A 21987-nucleotide genomic window follows, 5' to 3' on the forward strand; every position below is an offset into this window, starting at 1 on the left:
TTCTGGACAATTGTGCATACGTGTGGTTAATGTGACTGCAACCACAGGTCGAAAGGTATTTGGCATGTCCAATCAAGTCCCCGAAAAGATGCAGGCAGTGGTGTGTCACGGCCCCCACGACTACCGGCTCGAAGAGGTCGCGGTACCGCAGCGTAAACCCGGCGAGGCGCTGATCCGGGTCGAGGCCGTGGGCATCTGTGCAAGCGATCTCAAGTGCTACCACGGGGCCGCCAAGTTCTGGGGTGACGAGAACCGGCCCGCGTGGGCCGAGACCATGGTGATCCCCGGCCACGAGTTCGTCGGACGGGTCGTCGAACTCGACGACGAGGCCGCGCAGCGGTGGGGTATCGCGGTCGGTGACCGCGTGGTGTCCGAGCAGATCGTGCCCTGCTGGGAGTGCCTGTTCTGCAAGCGCGGCCAGTACCACATGTGCCAGCCGCACGATCTCTACGGCTTCAAGCGGCGCACGCCCGGCGCGATGGCCAGCTACATGGTCTATCCGGCAGAGGCCTTGGTGCACAAGGTTTCCCCGGACATCCCGGCCCAGCACGCCGCCTTCGCCGAGCCGCTGTCGTGCTCGCTGCACGCCGTGGAACGCGCCCAGATCACCTTCGAGGACACCGTCGTGGTGGCCGGCTGCGGGCCGATCGGCCTCGGCATGATCGCGGGCGCCAAGGCCAAGAGCCCTATGCGCGTCATCGCCCTCGACATGGCACCCGACAAGCTCAAGCTCGCCGAGAAGTGCGGGGCCGACCTCACGATCAACATCGCCGAGCAGGACGCCGAGAAGATCATCAAGGACCTCACCGGCGGCTACGGCGCCGACGTGTACATCGAGGGCACGGGCCACACCTCGGCCGTGCCGCAGGGTCTCAACCTGCTGCGCAAGCTCGGCCGCTACGTCGAGTACGGCGTCTTCGGCAGTGACGTCACGGTCGACTGGAGCATCATCAGCGACGACAAGGAGCTCGACGTCCTCGGTGCCCACCTCGGCCCGTACTGCTGGCCCGCGGCCATCAAGATGATCGAGTCCGGTGCGCTGCCGATGGACGAGATCTGCACACATCAGTTCCCGCTCACCGAATTCCAGAAGGGCCTCGACCTCGTGGCCAGCGGAAAGGAATCGGTCAAGGTCTCCCTGATCCCGGCATAGCGAAAGCGACTGTGATGAGCCGAGAATCTCAGCCCGGACTGCACCGGCAGTTGTCGAGGCGCAACATGCTGGCGGCCATGGGCCTGGCCGGCGCGGCGGCCGTGAGCCTGCCGGTCCTGTCGGCCTGCGGCGTCGGTGGCCGTACCAACGCCCCCAACGGGGCGTCGGAGGTCACCGGCGGCTTCGACTGGAAGAAGGCATCCGGGTCGACCATCAACATCCTGCAGACCCCGCACCCCTACCAGCAGTCGTATCAGCCGCTGCTCAAGGAGTTCACCGAGCTGACCGGGATCAACGTCAACGTCGACCTGGTCCCCGAGGCGGACTACTTCACCAAGCTCAACACCGAGCTGGCGGGCGGCACCGGTAAGCACGACGCATTCATGCTGGGCGCCTACTTCATCTGGCAGTACGGCCCGCCCGGGTGGATCGAGGACCTCAACCCGTGGCTGCAGAACAGCTCCGCGACCAACGCCGAGTACGACTTCGAGGACATCTTCGAAGGTCTGCGCACCTCCACCCGGTGGGACTTCGAACTCGGCAACCCGCTGGGTACCGGTGGGCAGTGGGCGATCCCGTGGGGATTCGAGAACAACGTCGTCGCCTACAACAAGGCGTACTTCGACCAGCGCGGGATCACGAAGCTGCCGGACAACTTCGACGACTTCATCCAGCTGGCCATCGATCTCACCGACCGGTCGGAGAACCGGTACGGCATCGCGACGCGCGGATCGAAGTCGTGGGCGACCATCCACCCCGGATTCATGACGCAGTACGTCCGTGAAGGCGCTGTCGACTACACCTTCGACGGCACCGACCTGGTGGCCGAGATGGACAGCGACAAGGCCGTCGAGTTCACGCGCAAGTGGATCGAGATGCAGCACAAGGCCGGCCCGACGTCGTGGACCACGTACGACTACCCGAACGCCACGGGCGATCTCGGCGACGGCACGGCGATGATGGTCTACGACGCCGACAGCGCCACCTACCCCAAGAACAAGCCCGGCGCCAGCGCGCAGGCGGGCAACCTCGGGTGGTACCCGGGACCGGCCGGTCCCGACGGCAACTACAAGACCAACCTGTGGACGTGGACGTGGGCGATGAACGCCAACTCCCGCAACAAGTTGCCCGCCTGGTTGTTCATCCAGTGGGCCACCGGCAAGGAATCGATGAACAAGGCCGTCGAGGGCGGAATCTACGCAGATCCCGTGCGGCAGTCGGTGTTCGACACCACGTTCAAGCGGATCGCCGCCGACCAGCACGGTTACCTCGAGACGTTCGAGACCGTGATCGGGTCGTCCAAGATCCAGTTCACGCCGCAGAAGAAGTTCTTCGACACCACCAAGGACTGGGCGGTGGCGCTGCAGGACATCTACGGCGGTGACGACGCGGCCTCGCGCTTGCGCAGTCTCGCGAAGACCAACACCTCCAAGGTCAACCTGTAGGAGCGGGCGACATGACATTGCAGACATCCCAACCCGCTCCCGCCGCGGAGTCGGTCGACCGGGGCACCTCGGGCCGGCCGCCCGAGGTGCCGTCATGGCGGCGCAAGCTGCGGCCCTACATCCTGTCGGTGCCCGCGGTCCTGATCGTCATCGGCATCCTGTACCCGTTCGCGGTCGGCGCCTACTACGCATTCCTCAACTATGCGGCAGTGAACCCGGATCCGCACTTCGTGTGGTTCGAGAACTTCAAGTCCGTTCTCGGTGACCAGATCTTCTGGCAGAGCGTCAAGGTCACCGCGATCTTCGCGGTTCTCGCCACGGTGATCGAGACCGTGATCGGCGTCGGTTTGGCACTGTTGCTCAACCGCTCGTCGCTGATCGGCAAGATCTTCGAGAAGGTGCTGATCCTCCCGCTGATGATCGCCCCGGTGATCGCGGGCGTGATCTGGAAGCTGATGTTCAACCCGCAGTTCGGGATCCTCAATCACGTTCTCGGGCTGGGCAACACATTCGACTGGCTGTCCTCGACCAACGCACTGTGGTCGGTGATCCTGGTGGACCTGTGGATCTTCACGCCGTTCGTCGCGATCCTGGTTCTCGCGGGCATCCGGTCGCTGCCCAAGGAGCCGTTCGAGGCGTCCGAGGTCGACGGTGCGAGCTGGTTCTACATGTTCCGCAAGCTCATGCTGCCGATGCTGTGGCCCTACATCCTGGTCGCCGTGATCTTCCGGTTCATGGACAACCTCAAGGTGTTCGACCACATCTACGTGCTGACCGCGGGCGGACCTGGTGTCGCCACCCGCACGTTGCAGATCGGTGCCTTCGAGGACTCGATTATCAACCTGGATTACTCCCGTGGCAGCACCTACATGCTGCTGCTGTGGGTCATCGTGTTCATCACCGCGCGCTATCTGGTGAGCGTGCTTGGCAAGGCGCAGCGCCGTGCTGCCGGGGCGGAGTCGTGACCATGTTCAACAGAACCGAATTGCTGCCGGGCCAGAAGCGGTGGTCCATCGGATCGGTGGCCGCCGATGTGGGACTGGTGTTCTGGTTCGTCTTCTCGCTGTTCCCGATCTTCTGGATGCTGATGCTGGCACTGAAGAACGCCGAGGAGCAGACCACGACGTACTTCGCGTTCAGCCCGACGTGGGAGAACTTCGCCACGGTGCTGACCGACAAGGGCACCGAGATGACGAGCGTCGACTTCAAGGCGTCGCTGCTGACCAGCCTGCTGAACTGCGGTGGCGCGGTGATCGTCTCGCTGCTCATCGGCATCCCGGCGGCGTACGCGGCAGGACGCTGGCAGTACAAGGGCTCCAACGACCTGATGTTCACGATGCTGTCGTTCCGGTTCGCCCCGGAACTTATGGTGATCGTGCCGCTGTTCGTGATCTACAACCAGATCGGGCTGTTCGACACCAAGGTCGGCATGATCTGGGTGCTGCAACTGGTCACCATGCCGCTCGTGGTGTGGATCCTGCGGTCCTACTTCCAGGATCTGCCCGAGGATCTCGAGCAGGCGGCACTGCTCGACGGCTACACCCGGCGGCGCGCATTCCTCATGGTGGCGCTGCCGATCGTGCGGCCGGGTATCGCCGCGGCCGCGCTGCTGGCGTTCATCTTCGCGTGGAACAACTACGTGTTCCCGCTCATCCTCGCCGACAGCAATGCCGGCACGGTGACCGTCGCGATCACCAAATTCCTCGGTGGCGGTGGCCAGGCGTACTACAACCTGACCGCCGCGGCCGCCATCATCGCCGCGCTCCCTCCGCTGGTCCTGGCTCTGACCATCCAGCGGTACCTGGTGCGCGGCCTGTCGTTCGGGGCGGTGAAGGCCTGATGGCAACAGTTTCCATTGCCGGCGTGCACAAGTCGTTCGGCAAGACCAAAGCGGTCGACGATCTCACGGTCGACATCGCCGACGGCGAGTTCTTCGTGATCCTCGGCCCCAGCGGTGCAGGCAAGACCACGACGCTGAAATCAGTCGCCGGTCTGGTCGACATCGACGCCGGTGCCATCCACATCGGTGGCACCGACGTCACCCGCGTCGAGCCGTACCATCGCAACGTCGCCATGGCCTTCGAGAGCTATGCGCTCTACCCGCAGAAGACCGTGGCCGAGAACCTCGCGTCGCCGCTGAAGTCCGGCCGCACCGGCCAGTACACGGAGGCCCAGCGCGCCGAGCGCATCGACCAGGTCACCACCACGCTGGGGATCAACCACCTGCAGAAGCGGTTTCCCCGCGAGCTCTCCAACGGGCAGCGTCAGCGTGTGGCGCTGGGCCGGGTGCTGGTGCGGCCTGCGGACATCTACCTGCTCGACGAGCCGCTGAGCCATCTCGACGCCAAGCTGCGCGCGGCCATGCGTGCCGAACTCAAGCAACTCGGCGCGATGAGCAACACCACCACCATCTACGTCACGCACGACTACCAGGAGGCGCTCGCCCTGGGCGACCGCATCGCGGTCATGCGTGACGGCAGGCTCGTGCAGATCGGGACACCGGAGGAGATCTGGCGCAAGCCGGCGGACACCTTCGTCGCCAAGGCGCTCGGCCAGCCCGAGATCAACCTGCTCGACGGTGTCGTCGACGACGGCCGGATCCGGGTCGGTGACGGCACGTTCGACGTCGCGGTGCCCGCCGGGGTGGCCGCGCAGCGTGGCGACCGGGTCCGTGTCGGCCTGCGTCCGTGCGATCTGCACGTCACGTCCGAGGCAGGCGACCTGAGGGGCCGCGTGCTGCTCGCCGAGCGTCTCGGCCGCAACATCGAACTCACCGTCACCATCGGCGGCACCCAGCTGATCGTGCTGACCTCAGGGCGCCACGGTGTCGGCGAGGGTGACGAGGTGTCGATGTCGATCGCCGACAGTGACATTCACGTGTTCGCCGCGGGCGACGGCGACACACCGCGCCTCGAGCAGGCCGATTCCGCATTGGAGGCAGCCAAGTGACATCCACCGTTGCGGCACCCGCCCAGGCCGGGACCGCCCAGAGCCTGACGCTGAGCAAACTGGTCAAGACGTACTCGTCGCGCGGCCGGGAGAGCTTCACCGCGGTCAAGGGCATCGACCTCGACATCCGGCCGGGTGAACTCGTGGCGCTGCTGGGCCCGTCCGGCTGTGGCAAGACCACCACGCTGCGCATGATCGCCGGGTTGGAGACCGTGACCAGCGGCTCGATCAAGATAGGCGACCGCGAGGTGTCCCAATTGCCCGCCGCCAAGCGCGGTGTCGGTGTCGGCTTCGAGAGCTACGCGCTCTACCCGCCGATGTCCGTGCGCGAGAACCTGCTGTACGGCCTCAAGGCCCGCAAGGTCAAAGGTGCCGAGGAGATGGTCGCCGCGATCAGTCGTCGCCTGGAGATGGACGACATGCTCGAGCTGCGTCCGGCCGGCCTGTCCAGCGGTCAGAAGCAGCGCGTGGCGCTCGCCAGGGCACTGGTGCGCAACCCACCGGTGCTGCTGCTCGACGAGCCGTTGAGCCACCTCGACGCGTCGGCGCGCCAGCGCGTGCGGCGGGAGTTGAAGGTGCTTCAGCGCGAGTTCGGCTACACCACCATCGTCGTCACGCACGACCAGGTGGAGGCACTGTCGCTCGCCGACCGGCTCGCGGTCATGGATGCCGGTGTGGTGCAACAGTTCGGCACACCCGATGAGGTGTTCGACGACCCGGCGAACCTGTTCGTCGCGCAGTTCGTCGGTGAACCGCAGATCAACGTGGTGCGTGGAACAGTGCGCGTCAAGAGTGGCCGCGCACATGTCGAGATCGGTTCGCGCGCAGGTACTCTGCCCACCACCGTGACCGGTGTCGCCGACGGCACGTCGGTCAGCGTGGGCATCCGGCCCCAGGACTGTGCGCTGCGCCCGGCCGACGCCACCGGAGGCGTCAGCGCGACGGTCGCCTACTTCGAGCACCTTCTGGAGTTCGGTCTGGCCACCAGCACTGTCGCCGGTGTCGAGGAGGGCATCGTGGTGCAGACACCCGCGCTGGAGAGCTACGAACCCGAGCAGCAGGTGGTCGTGACGGCACCGCCCGAGCGTGTCTATCTGTTCGACGTCGAGTCAGGGGAGCGGTTGCGATGACCAAGTTGTTCAACGATCCGGCCCGGTTCACCGAGGACATGCTCGTCGGCTTCCTCGACGCCAATTCCCGTTACGTCGTGGGCGTTCCCGGCGGTGTGGTGCGTGCACAGACGACGCGTCCGGGCAAGGTGGCCGTCGTGATCGGCGGGGGATCGGGTCACTACCCGGCGTTCTGCGGCACGGTGGGCGCCGGCTTCGCCGACGGCGCGGTCGTCGGCAACATCTTCACCTCGCCGTCGGCGGAAGAGGCCGCCTCGGTGGCGCGGGCCGCGCACTCCGACGCCGGTGTGCTTCTCACGACGGGCAACTACGCCGGTGACGTCATGAACTTCAACCTGGCCGTGGACCAGCTGCGCAGCGAGGGCATCGAGGCGCAGTACTTCGCCGTCACCGACGACGTGGCCAGCGCCGAGCGCGGCCAGGAGGCCAAACGTCGCGGTATCGCAGGGGATTTCACGGTGTTCAAGTGCGCGAGCGCGGCTGCCGAGGAGGGGCTCGACCTCGCCGGTGTGGTCCGGGTGGCCGAGGCCGCCAACGCCGCGACCCGCACGCTCGGTGTGGCGTTCGACGGTTGCACCCTGCCAGGCGCGGACCATCCGCTGTTCACCGTGCCGGAAGGTCATATGGGCCTCGGTCTCGGCATCCACGGCGAACCGGGTGTGTCCGAGGAGAAGATGCCGACGGCCGCCGGTCTCGCCGCGACCCTGGTCGACGGCGTTCTCGGTGACCGCCCGGACGCGCCCGAGAAGCGGATCGCGGTGATTCTCAACGGTCTGGGCCGCACCAAGTACGAAGAGCTGTTCGTGGTCTGGGGCGAGGTGTCCCGGTTGTTGCGCGACCGTGGGTACACGATCGTCGAACCCGAGGTGGGCGAACTGGTGACCAGCCTCGACATGGCCGGCTGTTCGCTGACCGTGATGTGGCTCGACGAGGAACTCGAACGCTACTGGGCCGCACCGGCTGACACACCCGCCTACAAGAAGGGTGCTGCGCAGCAACACGTCTCGGGCGAGCGGCGGTCCGAGGCGACCGCCCGGTCCGCGTCAAGTGGTCCGAAGCTCGCCGAACTGTCCGACGAGGACGGACGCGCCGGCGCCCGTCTGGTGGCGCGCGCCTTCGATGCGATGGCCGAGGCGCTCGCCGACGCCGAGGAGGAACTCGGACGTATCGACGCGGTCGCCGGTGACGGCGACCATGGTCGCGGCATGGTCAAGGGCTCTTCGGCCGCACGTGAGGCCGCGGCCTCGGCGCTCGCCGAAGGCGCGGGCCAGGGTTCGGTGCTGACCGCGGCCGGAAAGGCCTGGGCCGCCAAGGCAGGTGGCACCTCCGGTGTGCTGTGGGGCGCCCTGCTCACCGCACTGGGTGCACGCCTCGGTGACACCGGCCGTCCCGATTCGTCGGTCATCGCGGCAGGTGTCCGCGACGCGTACGACGCCCTGATCCGGCTCGGCGGTGCCGCACCCGGCGACAAGACCATGCTCGACGCCATGCTGCCGTTCACCGAGGAGCTGGAACGCCGTGTGGCACAGGATGAATCATGGCAGTCGGCGTGGCGGGCAGCGGCCGACGTCGCGACCGAGGCGGCCCGCGCAACGGCGGATCTACGCCCGAAGGTCGGACGGGCCCGCCCGCTGGCCGAACGCAGCGTCGGCACGCCGGACGCCGGTGCCACCTCGCTGGCATTGTGCGCGCGAACCGTGGCCGACTGCGTGACCCTGAGTACCCAAGGAGAGAACTGATGGCACTACGGGTCGTCGTCGGCGCGGATGACGCCGGCTACGAGTACAAGGAAGCACTCAAGGGCGACCTCGCCGCGGACGACCGCGTCACCGAGGTGATCGACGTCGGCGTCGGCGCTGACGAGGACACCGCCTACCCGCATGTCGCGGTCGCGGCCGCACGTCTGATCGCCGAAGGCAAGGCCGATCGCGCGTTATTGGTGTGCGGTACCGGTCTCGGGGTGGCGATCAGCGCCAACAAGGTGCCCGGCATCCGCGCGGTCACCGCCCACGACAGCTTCTCCGTCGAGCGCTCGGTGCTGTCCAACAACGCGCAGGTGCTGTGCTTCGGGCAGCGGGTCGTGGGCCTGGAGCTCGCACGCCGCCTGGCGCGCGAGTGGCTCGGCTACGAGTTCGACCCGACCAGCAAGTCGGCGGAGAAGGTCCAGGCGATCTGCGGGTACGAACCGGCCACGAGCTAGTCCCGGTGCGCCCGACGTTTGCCGACCGACGACTTCGGAAACCCGTTCCCGATGGCTGACGACGGATTCCCCCGGGCACTCCTGCAGGAACTGTTGTCCGCGTACGGCCCATGCGGACAGGAGGATGCGGTACGCGCGGTGTGCCGTCGCGAACTCGAACCGTACGTCGACGGGCTGTGGACCGATGCCGCGGGCAACCTGGTAGGGCTGCTCCGCGGGGCACCCGAGAGCGCGGACCACCTCCCGCCGACACGGGTCATGGCGCACATTGACGAACTCGCCATGCTGGTCAAACGCGTCGAGCCTGATGGCACGCTGGCGCTCACGCCGCTGGGCACCATGTACCCGGCGAACTTCGGCCTCGGGCCCGTGGCGATGCTGGGCGAGCGTGAAACCCTGTGCGGTGTACTGGCTCTCGGATCCGAGCACACCACAGCTGAGAGCCCGCGGATCTGGGCGACCAAACCGGACCAGGGCGACAAGGCGCTCGACTGGCCCGACGTGTACGTCTTCACCGGCCGCACGCCGGACGAGTTGCGCGATGCCGGTATCGGGATCGGGACCAGGGTGTGTATCGACCGCAGCAAACGGACGCTGGTCGAGGTGGGGGACTACCTCGGGTGTTATTTCATGGACGACCGAGCTGTGGTCACGGCATTGCTGCAGACCGCACGGCTCCTGCACGGCCGCGACCACCGGCCGCCCGGCGACACCTATTTCGTGTTCACCACCAACGAGGAGATCGGCGGGTCGGGTGGTTCCTATGCGAGCCGCACCCTGCCCGGTGATCTCACGCTGGCGTTGGAGGTCGGGCCGACCGAGCAGGAGTACGGCACGCGTGTCGGCGGCGGACCCGTCGTCGCCTACAGCGACGCCCAGTGCGTCTATGACAAGGACGTCGCCGACAGGCTGGTGCAGATCGGCGAGAAGCTCGGACTGGACCCGCAGCCGGCCGTTCTCGGCGCCTTCGAATCGGATGCGTCACATGCGAAGAGCAACGGACAGTCGCCGCGTGCGGGCCTGCTGTGCATGCCGACGCTCAGCACGCACGGTTACGAGGTGATCGCGCGCACCGCGGTCCGGGCCATGGCCGATGTTCTCGTCGAGTTCCTGGCGGATGATCGAACCCGACGGTGAACCCTGCCGGTTGACCTTGCCGCTGGGGAAATGTGCACGATGATGTGCACTGCAGCACCGGCTTGAGCGGAGGTCACCATGGCTGGGCGTGTCTCGATCGGCGACTTCGCGGTGATGACACACCTGAGCAGGAAGGCGCTGCGGCACTACCACGAGATGGGTGTCCTCGTACCGGCCCACATAGATGCCCACACCGGATATCGCTTCTACGACACGTGCCAGGTCGACCACGCGCGCATCATCCGGCGATTTCGCGAACTCGACATGCCCATCCCGGACATCAAGGCACTGCTGGCTGCCGGCGACGGCGCGACGCGCAACGAGATCATCGCCGCGCATCTGCGCCGTATGGAAGAACAGTTGGCGCAGACCAGGGATGCCGTCACCGAGCTGCGTGAGCTGCTCGACCCGGTGCGGGTGCCCGCGCACATCGAGGTGCGTCACCAGCCCGCGACCGAGGTCTGGGCGGTGAGTGCGGAGGTCCACAGCTCGCAGATCGGCGCGTGGTTCGCCGCGAGCGTCGACACACTCCAACGTGCCCTGAGCGACTCGGGCGTGCGCATCGACGGGGCCATGGGCGGTGTGTACGACCGCGAGCTGTTCGCTGGTGAGAGCGGGGTTGCCACCCTGTACGTGCCTGTCCCACATACGGTTCCGGTGCCGCCGACCGTGCAGGCCCAGACTGTTCCCGCGCAGGAGCTCGCGGTGCTCATGCACCCTGGATCGCAGGCCGGTATCGACCGCAGCTACGGCGAACTGGGTGCGTACGTGTACGACCATCTGATCAGCCACCAGGGGCCGATCCGCGAGCGCTACGTCGGTGCCCCGGCGTCGAACATCGTGGCCTTCACGGCGACGGAGATCGGCTGGCCGATCCTGGCGACCAGCCCTTCCCAGCCGCCGGATCCGTGAGCCGGCTCAGACCGAAAGCGTCGATCACGCACACGCCGGTGAGCCAAGGCCACCGGAGGATGAGGTTGAAGTTCTCGTCGTCGACTTCGTTTGCGAAACGAGACGGTTCGTGGACCAGGTCGTCGGGCGAGCAATTTCCGTGGCCTCTGTACGCCTCATGGCGCACGCCCCCGCACTCGAGGTGCGGGGCGACCGGCGACGCCGACAACGAATCTCCCTCATGAGGTTGATCTGGTGAAGCGGAGGCATTGTCAGGAGTCGTTTTCTTCTGGCGTGCGTTCAGAACATGTGTGTCGCTGCTTTGTGCGGTCTTACTGCTCGTCTGGGGCCTGACGAGCCGCTGCGGCGACGTGCGAACGGTGGAGGTCTGCCGGCACGACGGGAATAAAGTTGCTCGGTTCGCAATATATTGCATATCAACATCACGTTCGGAGAAGAAGGATCACATGGCTGACGTCCGCGGGGCCGCGAGGGACGGGGGAGGCGGCGGTGTCTGACATGTCCGCGTGGGACCGCAGTTCGGCGGAGTGGCTGGTCGGCCTGCGCGCCCGGCGTGGTCAGTCGTATCGCGTTGCGGTCGAGGAACTCCACGCCATGCTCCTGAAGATCGCCCGTCACGAGATCAACCGTCGCAGCGCACCGCCTGTGGGTGTGGAATTCGACGACATGGCGCATCAGGCTGCGGCCGACGCGTTGCTGGCGATTCTCGCCAAATTGGGCACCTACCGCGGCGAGAGCCGGTTCACCACCTGGGTGTACAAGTTCGTCGTGTTCGAGGTGCTGAACAAGCTCAAGCGCTGGCGTGTGCACAACCGTGCCCTTGCGCTCGATGTCCACGCCGAGCAGTGGCAGGCACTGTCGGTGGGTTTCGCCACCGAGCCCAGCCACCATGTCGAAGCACGAGATGCCATCGCCGCGGTGCGGCGTGCCATCTGGGTGGTGCTCACCGAGCGGCAACGACAACTGTTCATCGGGGCGGTGATCGATGGCGATCCCCTCGATGTCCTGGCCGCGCGTCTCGGTATCAGCCGAAACGCGGTGTACAAGGCCGTCTTCGATGCGCGGCGCAAGATCCGGGCATTTCTTGTGGCCAACGGCCACCTGGTGGCGGAGGCATCCACATGAGAAGCGGCGAACCCGCCCGTCAGAGGCCGGCCCACCCCCCACTCCCGGATGGGAAGGCTCTGCGTCGCAAGGCGATTCGATCGATCTGGATCACGCTCGTTCTCCTCACCGCACTGGCGGCCACCGCAATCGTCGCGGTCTGCTGAGCACGGTGCGCCTCGGACACAAACGGGAACCGTGGGCATGCGGTGCGGTGCCGAGCTTCGGTGATGTCATGCGGCCAACAATGTTCAAGATCATCGAACGTTATGTGCATGAAAATCACGTGGACATGAACAGTTGGCATGGCATTCAATGCAGAGGTGACTTCCACTCCCGCACGCTCCGGCGCGCTGATGGCCATGGGCTCCATGGCCTGCGTGCAGATCGGTCTCGCAGTCGCGGTGTCGTTGATCGACGAGATCGGCGCCGAGGGTGCGGCCTGGCTGCGCCTGGCGTGGGCGGGAATCCTGATGCTGGTCATCGTGCGGCCCAGGCCGTCGGCGTTCAGCAGGTCGGCATTCGGTGCGTGCGTGGTGCTGGGCGTGGTCACCGCGGGCGTCACGATGCTGTTCATGGCGGCGTTGTCCCGCATCCCGCTCGGAACCGCGGCGGCCCTCGAGTTCCTCGGCCCACTCTCCGTCGCGGTGATCCACGGCAGGGGACTCAACCGAGTGGTGTGGCCGGGTCTGGCCGGCGCCGGCGTTCTGCTGCTGACCCAGCCGTGGACGGGCAATGTCGATCCGATCGGTGTGCTGTACGCGTTGGCCGCCGCCGTCTGCTGGGCGTGCTACATCCTGCTCACCCAGCGGGTGGGCGACGAGGTCGCCGGGATCAACGGCCTGGCGGTGTCGATGCCGGTCGCCGGTGTCGTCTCGACGGTCGTGGTCGGACCGTCGGTGTTCGGCCGCATGACTCCCGAGATCCTGTTCATCGGCATCGGTCTCGCGATCCTGTTACCCGTCATCCCGTTCGCGCTCGAGATGCTCGCGCTGCGACGGTTGAACGCGGGCGCGTTCGGCACCCTGATGAGCCTGGAACCCGCGTTCGCGATGGTGGTCGGCCTCGTCATCCTCAGCCAGGTGCCCGGACCCGCCGGCGTGCTGGGGATGGCCTGTGTCGTCGCGGCCGGCATCGGGGCAGCGCGCACGGGCGCACGGGATGCGCCCGTACCGGTCGAGGTTGGTTGATCGCGCGTCCGCGGATACCCTCCGAACATGGCCCGTCCCATGAACGATCTGATGTTCGTCCGAGCGGTCAACGGCGTCGCGTCCCGGCTCACCCGCGTCCCCGTTCTCGGATCCCTGGTGCGCCGCGGCATGATCGTCATCCGGTACACCGGACGGCGCTCGGGTCAGACGTTCGAGACCCCGGTGGGCTATCGGAAGGTGGGCGACGACCGCGTGGTGATCCGCGTCGAGATGCCGGACCGCAAGACGTGGTGGCGCAATTTCCTGGGCGAGGGAAGCTCCATCACGCTGGTCGGGCTGGACGGAGCCGACCGCACCGGCCACGCCGTCGCGCATCGCGACGAGGCAGGCAAGGTTTCGGTCACCGTCCAGCTCGATGCGCGTTAGACGTCGATGCGCTTGCGGCGGTAGAGCGTTCCGGCCGCGAGCAGCAGCAGGCTGATCACCAGGATCGCGGTCGCCAGCACGTTGATCTGCGGCGGCACAGCCGCCTTGACCGCCGCGTTGACGTACAGCGGGTAGGTCACGGTCGATCCACTGACGAAGTACGTGATGATGAAGTCGTCGAGCGACAACGCGAACGACAGCATCGCCGCGGCCACGATGCCCGGAACGATCAGCGGCAGCGTCACCCTGAAGAAAGTGCGGGTCGGGCTGGCGCCGAGATCCATCGAGGCATCCTCGAGCGTCCAGTCGAATCCGCGCACCCGGGCCCGGACGGTCATGGCGATGAAGCTGATCTGGAACGCGATGTGCGCGATGACGATCGTGGAGTAGCCGGCCGCCCAGTTGAGATCGAGGAACAAGGTCAGCAGCGAGGCGCCCATCACCACCTCGGGTGCGGTCAGCGGCAGCACCAGGAACGTGTCGACGGCACGCTGACCACGCCACCGCTGGCGCACCAGCGCGATCGCGACCAGCGTGCCGAAGATGAGTGCGATCGAGGTCGACACGGCGGCGACGTTGAGGCTCAACTTCAATGCCTCGGTCAGCGCCGGGTACTTGAACGGGTCCTTCCAGTTGTCGAGCGTGAAGCCCTGCCACGTGTAGTTGAACTTGCCTGCCGGCTTGTTGAACGAGAACAGCACGATCACGAAGATCGGCAGGAACAGATACAGCAGCACCAGGCCCGCGACGATGCGCAGACCCGCATCGCCCCAGCGACGGTTGCCCTTGACGACTGTGGGTTCGGCGGTGGCGTCGGTGGCCTCCGCCATTGCGGCCGTGGTCATACCAGGTCCTCCGTACCGAGGGCGCGCGTGTACATCAGCACTCCGACCAGGATGATCGCCATCAGCACCATGCTCAGGGCCGCGGCGGCCGGGTAGTCCTTGACCACCAGGAACTGTTTCTGGATCACGTTGCCGATCATCGTGGTCTGTGTACTGCCCAGGTAGTCGGCGTTGATGAAGTCACCGACCGCGGGGATGAACACCAACATGCTGCCCGCGAGAACACCCGGCATCGACAGCGGCAGAATCACTTTCGTGAAGCTGCGGGTGTTCGAGGAGTACAGGTCCTTCGACGCCTCGATCAGACGCGGGTCGATCTTCTCCAGGCTCACGTACAGCGGCAGGATCATGAAGATGATCCAGTTGTAGGTCAGACCACCGATCACCGCCCACGGGGTCGACAGCAGCCGGCCCTCGTCGGGCAGCAGACCGATCGCGCCGAGCGCACTGACCACCCAACCGTCGTCGGCCAGAATGGTTTTCCAGGCGATCGTGCGGATCAGGAACGTCACGAAGAAGGGCAGGATCACCAGGCCCAGGATTAGGTTCTTGAACCGGCCCGCCTTGAACGCGATCACGTAGGCCAGGGGGAATGCCAGGATCACGCACAACACCGTGGCCACGAACGCGTAGCCGAACGACCGCAGGATCTGGTCCTGGTACGCGCTGAAGGCGTGCAGATAGTTGCCGAAGTTCCAGTCGAACGTCAGCGTGGGCAGATAGATCGATCCACCGGACGACGACAACGAGGTGCGCGCCAACGTGAAGAACGGCACCACGAAGAAGATTCCGAGGTAGACCAACGCCGGCAGGATCATCAGGTACGGAGCGATCTTGCTCCGTTGCCTGCTACTGGTGGCAACGCCAGCCACCGATCAGCCCCCGGTCACTTCGGCGTAGATGGTGTTGAACTCCTGGGTCTGCTCGTCGGTCAGAGCAGCCCACGACTTCAGGTTCGCGGCCATCTCGGCGGGCGGGTTGATCAACGGGTTGTCGGCCAGCGCCTGGTCGATCTTCGCCAGTTCGTCGGTCATGTCGGTCAGCACCGGCACGAACTGCGTGAAGGCGACGAGCTTGGCGTAGTTGGGCCGGTCGTACACATAGTCGATCCAGGCCTCGGCGGCCTTCTGGTTCTGCGCGGTGTAGGGGATGACCATGGTGTCGATGAACCAGTCACCACCGGACTCGGGGACCACGAACTGCAGGTCGGGGTTGTCGGCCTGCAGCTGCACGACGTCACCCGAATAGGCCTGCGCGATGGCGATGTTGCCCGCGGCGAGGTCGTCGGCGTAGTCGTTGCCCGTGAACCGCCGGATCTGGCCCTTGTCCTTCTGCTCGCGCACGAAGTCGGCGGCCTTCTGCACGCCCTCGGTGGTCGGGTCCTCGACCGAGTTGCCCTGCCACTGCATGATCATGCCCAGGCCGTCCTGGACATCGGAGAACAGGCTGACGCGTCCCTTGAACGCCGGATCGAAAAGGTCGTCCATCTTGGTGATGTCGCGACCGGTCGCGGCACGGTTGTACGCGATGCCGACCATGCCCGTCATGTACGGCGCGGTGTACTTGCGGCCCGGGTCGACCTTGGAGTTCAGCAGATCCTCGCGCAGGTTCTTCTTGTTGGGCACACGAGATTCGTTGATCTCGTTGAGCCAGTTCAGCCCCATGATCCGGGCCGCCATGAACTCGGTGGGCACCACGAGATCGGCGCCGATGTCCTGCTTGCGCGACAGCGTTTCCTTGACCTTTGCGAACCACTGCTCGTTGTCGTTGAAGTCTTCCTTGTAGTCGACCGTCAGACCGGATGCGGTCTGGAACGCCGCGACGAAACCGTCGGCCATGTACAGCGGCCAGTTCGAGATCCGCAGGGTGCCGCTCGCGGGCGAACCGTCATCGGGGGCAGCCGACGTTGCCTCGGAACCACCGTTGCCGCCGCTGCCGCAGGCGGCCAGTACGGCGGGGCCGAGGGCAAGTGCGGCGGCGGCTGCTGCGCCACCGCCGAGGAAGCGGCGGCGGGAGGTGCGGTTGGCGGTGAGACGGGCGAAGAGCTGGGGATCGATGTTGTTCGGCATGGGGCGACCTTTCTCGAATCGGGCGCGATCGTCGTTCAGGGAAGGGTTTTCGGCGACTGGCAGGGATTACGAGTCGTCCAGCATGTCCTCGAGGTCTTCGGTGGTGGGGATGTCGGCAGCCGGCAGCACGCGCGAGGCGTCGGGCGACCAGCTGACGTGGACCCGGTCTCCTGGCCGCAGCAAGGGCAGGTTCTGCTCGGCTCCCACGTGCGCGACGATGGTCGAGTCGTCGGGTGCGGCGAGCGACAGGCGCACGACCGGTCCCTGGAACGTCAGGTCGGTGACGGTCGCGGGGACCGTGGCGACGTCGCCGGTCGGCGCGTCGATCGAGACGCGGACCCGTTCGGGCCGGATCATCAGGGTGGCATGTCCGCCGGCTTCGATCGCGGTGTCACCCGGCTTGGCCTTGAGCTTCGTACCGAGCACCTCGACTTCGACGTAGTCGCCCGCGGTGCGCTCGGTCTGGCGGCCCGGCCAGAGATTCGCCTGGCCGATGAAGTTCGCGACGAACACCGTGGCGGGTTTGTCGTAGATCTCGGTGGGGGTGCCGATCTGCTCGACGTTGCCCGCGTTCATCACCGCGATCCGGTCGCTCATGGTGAGCGCCTCTTCCTGATCGTGCGTGACGTAGATGAACGTGATGCCGACTTCGCGCTGGATCCGCTTGAGCTCGAACTGCATCGCGTGGCGCAGCTTGAGGTCCAGCGCACCGAGGGGTTCGTCGAGCAGGAGAGCGCTCGGGTAGTTGACCAGTGCGCGGGCGAGCGCGACGCGCTGCTGCTGGCCACCGGACAGCTGCGCGGGCTTGCGCTTGGCGAAGTCGCTGAGCTTGACGATCTCGAGCAACTCGTCGACGCTGCGCTTTATCTCCGCCTTGTCCTTCTTGGCACTTCGTGGTCCGTACGCGACGTTGTCCCACACAGTCATGTGCGGGAACAGGGCGTAGTGCTGGAACACGGTGTTGACGTTGCGCTTGTGCGGCGGCACCCGCGAGACGTCAACCCCTTCGAGCCGGATCGCGCCCTCGGTGGGGCTCTCGAAACCGGCGATCATGCGCAGTGTCGTGGTCTTACCGCAGCCAGACGGGCCGAGCATCGAGAAGAACTCGCCCTGTGCGATGGAAAAGTCGGCGTCGGCCACGGCCACGTAGTCGGCGAACCGCTTCGTGACGTGGTCGATCTCGATCACGGGTGCGCCACTCTTACGTGGTTCGCCGCTCTGTCCCGCCGAGTGATCGACGGCGGCGGTGGTGTCTTGCCCGGTCAGCGTGGTCCTCCTCAGGTGCAGCCGGAGTGGCTGTGGGTAAACCTTCGCGGATTCAGCCGACGTTCGCAAGCGATTCCGCAACGATTTAACATTTTTACAATGGATTCCTTCGTTTTGCAGGGTTTGAAGCGCACGAATCCGCTGTGGCAGACGTCAACATCCACGGCAGGAGGGCCTCCTGCGGATTTCGGGGCGCCGTGACGTCTCGGCGTGCGTCAAGTTTTCCAGCCGAAGTTGCCAGAAGTGACGGAAACCGCTGAGTAGGTCAGCCCCACTCGTGGTTCATGGCACGGCTTTCGGCGAGCCTCTGCTTCGATTCGCGGTGCCGGTCGGGAACCCGGGATATCGCGATGAGCGCCATTGCCAGCGTGGCGGTGGCCGCTCCCGCGACGAAGATCGTCACGAAACTCGATTCCGCGGGGATCGCGCTGTGTCCGAGCAGGACGGCGACGACGGCGGCCGCGATGGAACTGCCGATCGTGCGGGCGATCGCGTTCACGCTGGTCGCCACCCCGGTCTCGGCGGCGTCGACCTCGCTGACGACCAGCGCGGGCAGCGCCCCGTACCCGAGGCTGATGTAGGCGTTGGCCAGCACGCCGGCGCCGATGACCTGCCATGCGCGATGGTGTGCGAGGGAGAGCATCAGGAACCCGGCGATACCCACGAACGCACCGACCATCAGCACCTTGCGGGCCCCGAAGCGGTCGATGAACCGTCCGCTGACCAGTGCGACGAGGAACCCGGCCAGCGCGCCGGGCAGCAGGAAGATCATGCTCGCCTGCAGGACGGTGGCGCCGAAGCCGTACCCGGCGGTCTCGGGCGGCATCTGCACGAACTGGGTCAGGCCCAGGAACGCGAAGTACAGGCCCATCCCGACGAAAATCGTCGCGAGGTTGGTCAGCAGGATGGGTCGCTTCGCGAGCATGCGGGTCGACACCAGTGGGTGCGTGATACGCCGTTCCCACAACCACCAACCGACCAGCAGTGCGACTCCGCCCGCGAGGACCCCGATGGCCGCCGGCGAGGTCCATCCCCATGCGTTTCCCTGGGTGACGGCGAGGAGCACCGCCGACAGGCCACCCGCCAGACCCACAGCGCCGAGCCAGTCGATGGATCCGTCCGGGATGGGTTTGCGGGCGGGGACCGCCGCCACCGCCACCACGATGACGACGGCGGTGAACACGGTGGTCAGCCAGAAGACCCGGTGGTAGTTCGCATCGCCGGACATCAGCAGACCGGTGACCACCAGGCCCACGCCGCCGCCGAAACCCAGGGTTCCCGACAGCACGGCCATGGCCCCCACCAGCCGGTCCTCGGCGAGTTCCTCGCGCAGGATCGCGATGCAGATGGGATAGAGGGCATACGAGGCGCCCTGCAGGATCCGGCCCACGATCAACAGCGCCACCGAGGCGGTGGTCGCGGCGAGCACCGATCCGATCAGGACGATCACCAGAACCGTCAGAAGAACGAGTTTCTTGCTGTAGAGGTCGGCGAGGCGCCCGATGAGCGGTGTCGCGGCCGCGGCGGCCAGCAGGTTGGCGGTGACGGCCCAGCTGACCGCGACGGGTGAGGCGTGGAGTTGCGTCGCGATCACACCGAGTACCGGGACGACGGCGGTCTGCAGGACCGCGACCGTGAGGACCACCAGGCTCAGTCCGCCGATCAGCACGGCAGGTGGGCGCCGTCTGTCGCGGGGGGCCCGGGCGGACCGACTCCGGTCGGTCTCACTCACGGCCTTGCCCACACCCGCTCCGATCGTTAGCTCATCTTCGTGTTTCTCGATTATGAACCGCGTGGGGTGCAGGCGGCGAATCCGCAGGCGAGCGGTGGAGAAGTTCGGACCCGGCCACTCGGGCGGCCACCGATGCCGGTCAGGGAAGGTCGGCGATGGCGGTGAGCCGCCGCAACAGGGGCGCGGCCTCGACGAGCACGCCCACCTCGTGATCGGTCATGGTGCCGAGTTCCCGCTCCAGAGCGGTGACCCATGCCTGGGTGATCATCTGCTTGTGCCGTTCGGCGGTCTCGCTCAGATGCAGTCGCGCCGAGCGCCGGTCCTCCGGGTTGACCTCGCGGACCACAAGATCGCGGGTCATCAGATGGCGCACGGTGGTGCTGACGTTGCTCGGCTGAAGTTGCAGCATGCGTGCCACCTCCGAGACCGTGCATCCGGGGTTGTCCCCGATCGTGCGGAGCACCTCGAGTTCGGACTGGGGAAGCGGTGTCAGCCCGGACTGCCGTTCGCCGTACCGACGCAGCGCCCAGACCACGACGCTCAGGTTCTCGGCGATCACACGGGATTCGCTGGCGCGTCCAGGCGGCATGCGTGCCACTTTACCCATATCAATACCTCTATGAGGCTTGCGATTTCGTCTGCCGGACGGTCAAGTCGGCCGCAGCGCGGTGAGGACACCGTCGGTGAATTCCCGCGTGCCCGCCGACCCGCCGACGTCCGGGGTCGAGAGACCGGCGTCGAGCGTGCGCCGCACCGCGTGTTCGACGGCGTCCGCGGCCCCCACCAGGGCGCGACCGCTTCCGGCACGCTCACCCAGCCACCGCAACAACATCGCCGCCGAGAGCATCATGGCGACCGGGTTGGCCACGTCCCGCCCGGCGATGTCCGGCGCGGCCCCGTGACTCGCCTGCGCCATCGCCTTGCTGTCCGAGGCGTTGAGCGACGGTGCCATACCCAGTGATCCGCTCAACTGCCCGGTGAGGTCCGACAGGATGTCGCCGAACATGTTCTCGGCGACGATGACATCGAATTGCGTTGGCCGACTGACCAACAGCGCAGCCAGCGCATCGACGTGCTCGCCACGGACCTCGACGTCGGGATACTGATCGGCCACGGCCATGCAGGTGTCGCGGAACAGGCCGGTGGTCCTGGTCAGCACGTTGGTCTTGTGTGCGATGGTCACCGAGCGGCGGCGGGTCGCGGCGATCCGGAAGGCCTCGTGCGCGATGCGCTCGATTGCAGCGCGGGTGAAGACGGCGACCGCGAGTGCCACATCCGCGGTGGGCATGAACTCCCCGGCGCCGTCGTACATGTTGCGATCCGCGTAGAAACCCTCGGTGTTCTCCCGGACGATCACGACATCGATGTCGGGACACACCGCGCGCACCGATGTGCTCAGCGCGCGGGCCGGACGGATGTTCGCGAACAGGTTGTAGCGCTTCCGGATCACACCGCCCGGCGACAACGTACCGCGGAACTGCTCAGGGTATCCGGCGTTGTCGTGCGGGCCGATGATCCAGCCGGTGAGGCCGTCGAGTCGCTCCAGGGTGACGTCGGGCACCGGCGTCCCGAATTCGTCGATCGCCTGGCGGCCGAACGGCAGGGGAACCCACCGCACGCCGACCGCGGCGGCATCAAGTGCTCGCTCGACCACTTGTGTTGTGGCCGAGACGATCTCCGGTCCGATGCCGTCGCCGCGCAGCACGCCGATTTCGATCATCGCGTGTCCTACCGCCCGGCCGCAGGCCGTCGGAGTCGGAAGTCCGGGACGGCTCGGATCGTCATGAAACCCTCGGGTGCCTGCGCGAGTCGCTGGTAGGCCTGCGGGTCGCGACGGGCCGCTTCTTCCGTCGGCCGGGGTTCGCGTAGTTCTTCGATGAGGAACCCGGCATCGCGCAGCTCCGAACAGGTGCGTTCCAATGGGGCGAGCCAGTATCGCACGTTCCACCCCCTGCTCCACGTCTCCTCGACGACCCTGGTCTCGAAGTAATTTCCGCCATGGCGCAGCCAGTCACCGGTGGGGTGCATCCGGGACAGGACGAGCGCACCGGCGGGCCGCAGAACCCGGTGGAACTCACGCAGCATCGCCGTGCGGTCGTCGACGTACTCGAGTGCCAGCGCCAGCAGCACGGCGTCGACCGACTGGCTCGGTAGCCAGTCCAGGGGTCCGGCGAGATCGTGCACACGGAAATCACCGGACGGCACACGCGCACGGGCCAATTCGACCATGCGTGGGCTCTGGTCGAATCCGATCAGCGACGCTCCGCGTTTCGCCAGTTCCTCCGCATACAACCCTGGTCCGCATGCCGCGTCCAGAATCGTGCGGCCGGCGACGTCGCCGATCAGCGCCAGACAGGCGGGCCTGTCGTAGTGGGCGTTGTAGAAGCCGTCTCTCGCGTGGTCGAGGAATTCGTCGGCGAATGTCTCGTACTGGGGCTGCGGTCCAACGGTATCGGGCACACACTCAG

Annotated in this window: 21 protein-coding genes; 13 read left to right on the forward strand and 8 right to left on the reverse strand. The window is 66.4% G+C overall.

Going from position 1 to position 21987, the window contains the following annotated elements:
• Window positions 1-64: 64 nt before the first annotated feature.
• From eltD to AT701_RS16405, 13 genes are all read left to right on the forward strand, one after another.
• Complete coding sequence (gene eltD, locus AT701_RS16345) at window positions 65-1153, forward strand: erythritol/L-threitol dehyrogenase (RefSeq protein ID WP_011728938.1); 1089 nt, start codon at window positions 65-67, stop codon at window positions 1151-1153.
• Between the two features lie 65 nt (window positions 1154-1218).
• Complete coding sequence (locus tag AT701_RS16350) at window positions 1219-2598, forward strand: extracellular solute-binding protein (RefSeq protein ID WP_372509656.1); 1380 nt, start codon at window positions 1219-1221, stop codon at window positions 2596-2598.
• 11 nt (window positions 2599-2609) lie between these two features.
• Complete coding sequence (locus AT701_RS16355; RefSeq protein WP_003894671.1) at window positions 2610-3563, forward strand: carbohydrate ABC transporter permease; 954 nt, start codon at window positions 2610-2612, stop codon at window positions 3561-3563.
• A gap of 2 nt (window positions 3564-3565) precedes the next feature.
• The gene (locus AT701_RS16360) at window positions 3566-4438 is read left to right on the forward strand and encodes a carbohydrate ABC transporter permease (RefSeq protein ID WP_058127640.1); all 873 of its coding nucleotides are present in this window, start codon (window positions 3566-3568) and stop codon (window positions 4436-4438) included.
• Window positions 4438-5547: an ABC transporter ATP-binding protein gene (locus AT701_RS16365; RefSeq protein WP_058126210.1), complete on the forward strand. Its 1110-nt coding sequence runs from the start codon at window positions 4438-4440 to the stop codon at window positions 5545-5547. The genes AT701_RS16360 and AT701_RS16365 overlap by 1 nt, the downstream gene beginning before the upstream one ends.
• Window positions 5544-6677: an ABC transporter ATP-binding protein gene (locus tag AT701_RS16370; RefSeq protein WP_058126211.1), complete on the forward strand. Its 1134-nt coding sequence runs from the start codon at window positions 5544-5546 to the stop codon at window positions 6675-6677. Before AT701_RS16365 ends, AT701_RS16370 begins: the two co-directional genes overlap by 4 nt.
• Window positions 6674-8416, forward strand: a complete 1743-nt coding sequence (derK, locus tag AT701_RS16375) for a D-erythrulose 4-kinase (RefSeq protein WP_058126212.1) — start codon at window positions 6674-6676, stop codon at window positions 8414-8416. Before AT701_RS16370 ends, derK begins: the two co-directional genes overlap by 4 nt.
• Window positions 8416-8877 carry a D-erythrulose 4-phosphate isomerase DerI1 gene (gene derI1, locus AT701_RS16380; RefSeq protein ID WP_011728942.1) on the forward strand — a complete coding sequence of 154 codons (462 nt, stop codon included), beginning with the start codon at window positions 8416-8418 and terminating at the stop codon, window positions 8875-8877. Before derK ends, derI1 begins: the two co-directional genes overlap by 1 nt.
• A gap of 51 nt (window positions 8878-8928) precedes the next feature.
• Window positions 8929-10014 (forward strand): M42 family metallopeptidase, encoded by a 1086-nt coding sequence (locus AT701_RS16385; protein WP_058127641.1) that lies wholly within the window; start codon window positions 8929-8931, stop codon window positions 10012-10014.
• A gap of 78 nt (window positions 10015-10092) precedes the next feature.
• Window positions 10093-10926, forward strand: coding sequence for a MerR family transcriptional regulator (locus tag AT701_RS16390; protein ID WP_058126213.1), 834 nt, complete (start codon window positions 10093-10095; stop codon window positions 10924-10926).
• 498 nt (window positions 10927-11424) lie between these two features.
• Complete coding sequence (locus AT701_RS16395; protein ID WP_003894679.1) at window positions 11425-12051, forward strand: RNA polymerase sigma factor; 627 nt, start codon at window positions 11425-11427, stop codon at window positions 12049-12051.
• A 284-nt stretch (window positions 12052-12335) separates the two neighbouring features.
• Entirely contained in the window at window positions 12336-13220 is an 885-nt protein-coding gene (locus AT701_RS16400; protein ID WP_058126214.1) for an EamA family transporter, read from the forward strand.
• A 39-nt stretch (window positions 13221-13259) separates the two neighbouring features.
• A complete protein-coding gene (locus AT701_RS16405) occupies window positions 13260-13607 on the forward strand; it encodes a nitroreductase/quinone reductase family protein (RefSeq protein WP_058126215.1) in 348 nt (115 codons plus the stop codon).
• On the opposite strand, the gene AT701_RS16410 is transcribed toward AT701_RS16405, so the two are convergent.
• The 8 genes from AT701_RS16410 to AT701_RS16445 all read right to left on the reverse strand — a co-directional run bounded on the left by AT701_RS16410 (window position 13604) and on the right by AT701_RS16445 (window position 21979).
• A complete protein-coding gene (locus AT701_RS16410; RefSeq protein WP_003894682.1) occupies window positions 13604-14452 on the reverse strand; it encodes an ABC transporter permease in 849 nt (282 codons plus the stop codon). The two genes, AT701_RS16405 and AT701_RS16410, sit on opposite strands and share 4 nt — an antisense overlap.
• Window positions 14449-15324: an ABC transporter permease gene (locus tag AT701_RS16415; protein ID WP_014877628.1), complete on the reverse strand. Its 876-nt coding sequence runs from the start codon at window positions 15322-15324 to the stop codon at window positions 14449-14451. The genes AT701_RS16410 and AT701_RS16415 overlap by 4 nt, the downstream gene beginning before the upstream one ends.
• 3 nt (window positions 15325-15327) lie before the next feature.
• Entirely contained in the window at window positions 15328-16521 is a 1194-nt protein-coding gene (locus AT701_RS16420; RefSeq protein ID WP_058126216.1) for a polyamine ABC transporter substrate-binding protein, read from the reverse strand.
• 66 nt (window positions 16522-16587) lie between these two features.
• Window positions 16588-17709 carry an ABC transporter ATP-binding protein gene (locus tag AT701_RS16425; RefSeq protein ID WP_058126217.1) on the reverse strand — a complete coding sequence of 374 codons (1122 nt, stop codon included), beginning with the start codon at window positions 17707-17709 and terminating at the stop codon, window positions 16588-16590.
• 343 nt (window positions 17710-18052) lie between these two features.
• Window positions 18053-19519 (reverse strand): MFS transporter, encoded by a 1467-nt coding sequence (locus AT701_RS16430; protein WP_058127642.1) that lies wholly within the window; start codon window positions 19517-19519, stop codon window positions 18053-18055.
• A 139-nt stretch (window positions 19520-19658) separates the two neighbouring features.
• Window positions 19659-20108, reverse strand: coding sequence for a MarR family winged helix-turn-helix transcriptional regulator (locus AT701_RS16435; protein WP_223495588.1), 450 nt, complete (start codon window positions 20106-20108; stop codon window positions 19659-19661).
• Between the two features lie 60 nt (window positions 20109-20168).
• Window positions 20169-21239 (reverse strand): isocitrate/isopropylmalate dehydrogenase family protein, encoded by a 1071-nt coding sequence (locus tag AT701_RS16440; protein WP_058126218.1) that lies wholly within the window; start codon window positions 21237-21239, stop codon window positions 20169-20171.
• Window positions 21240-21247: 8 nt separating this feature from the next.
• A complete protein-coding gene (locus AT701_RS16445; RefSeq protein ID WP_011728950.1) occupies window positions 21248-21979 on the reverse strand; it encodes a class I SAM-dependent methyltransferase in 732 nt (243 codons plus the stop codon).
• Between the last annotated feature and the right edge of the window lie 8 nt (window positions 21980-21987).

It is taken from the genome of Mycolicibacterium smegmatis (assembly GCF_001457595.1).
Taxonomy (GTDB): Bacteria; Actinomycetota; Actinomycetes; order Mycobacteriales; family Mycobacteriaceae; genus Mycobacterium; species Mycobacterium smegmatis.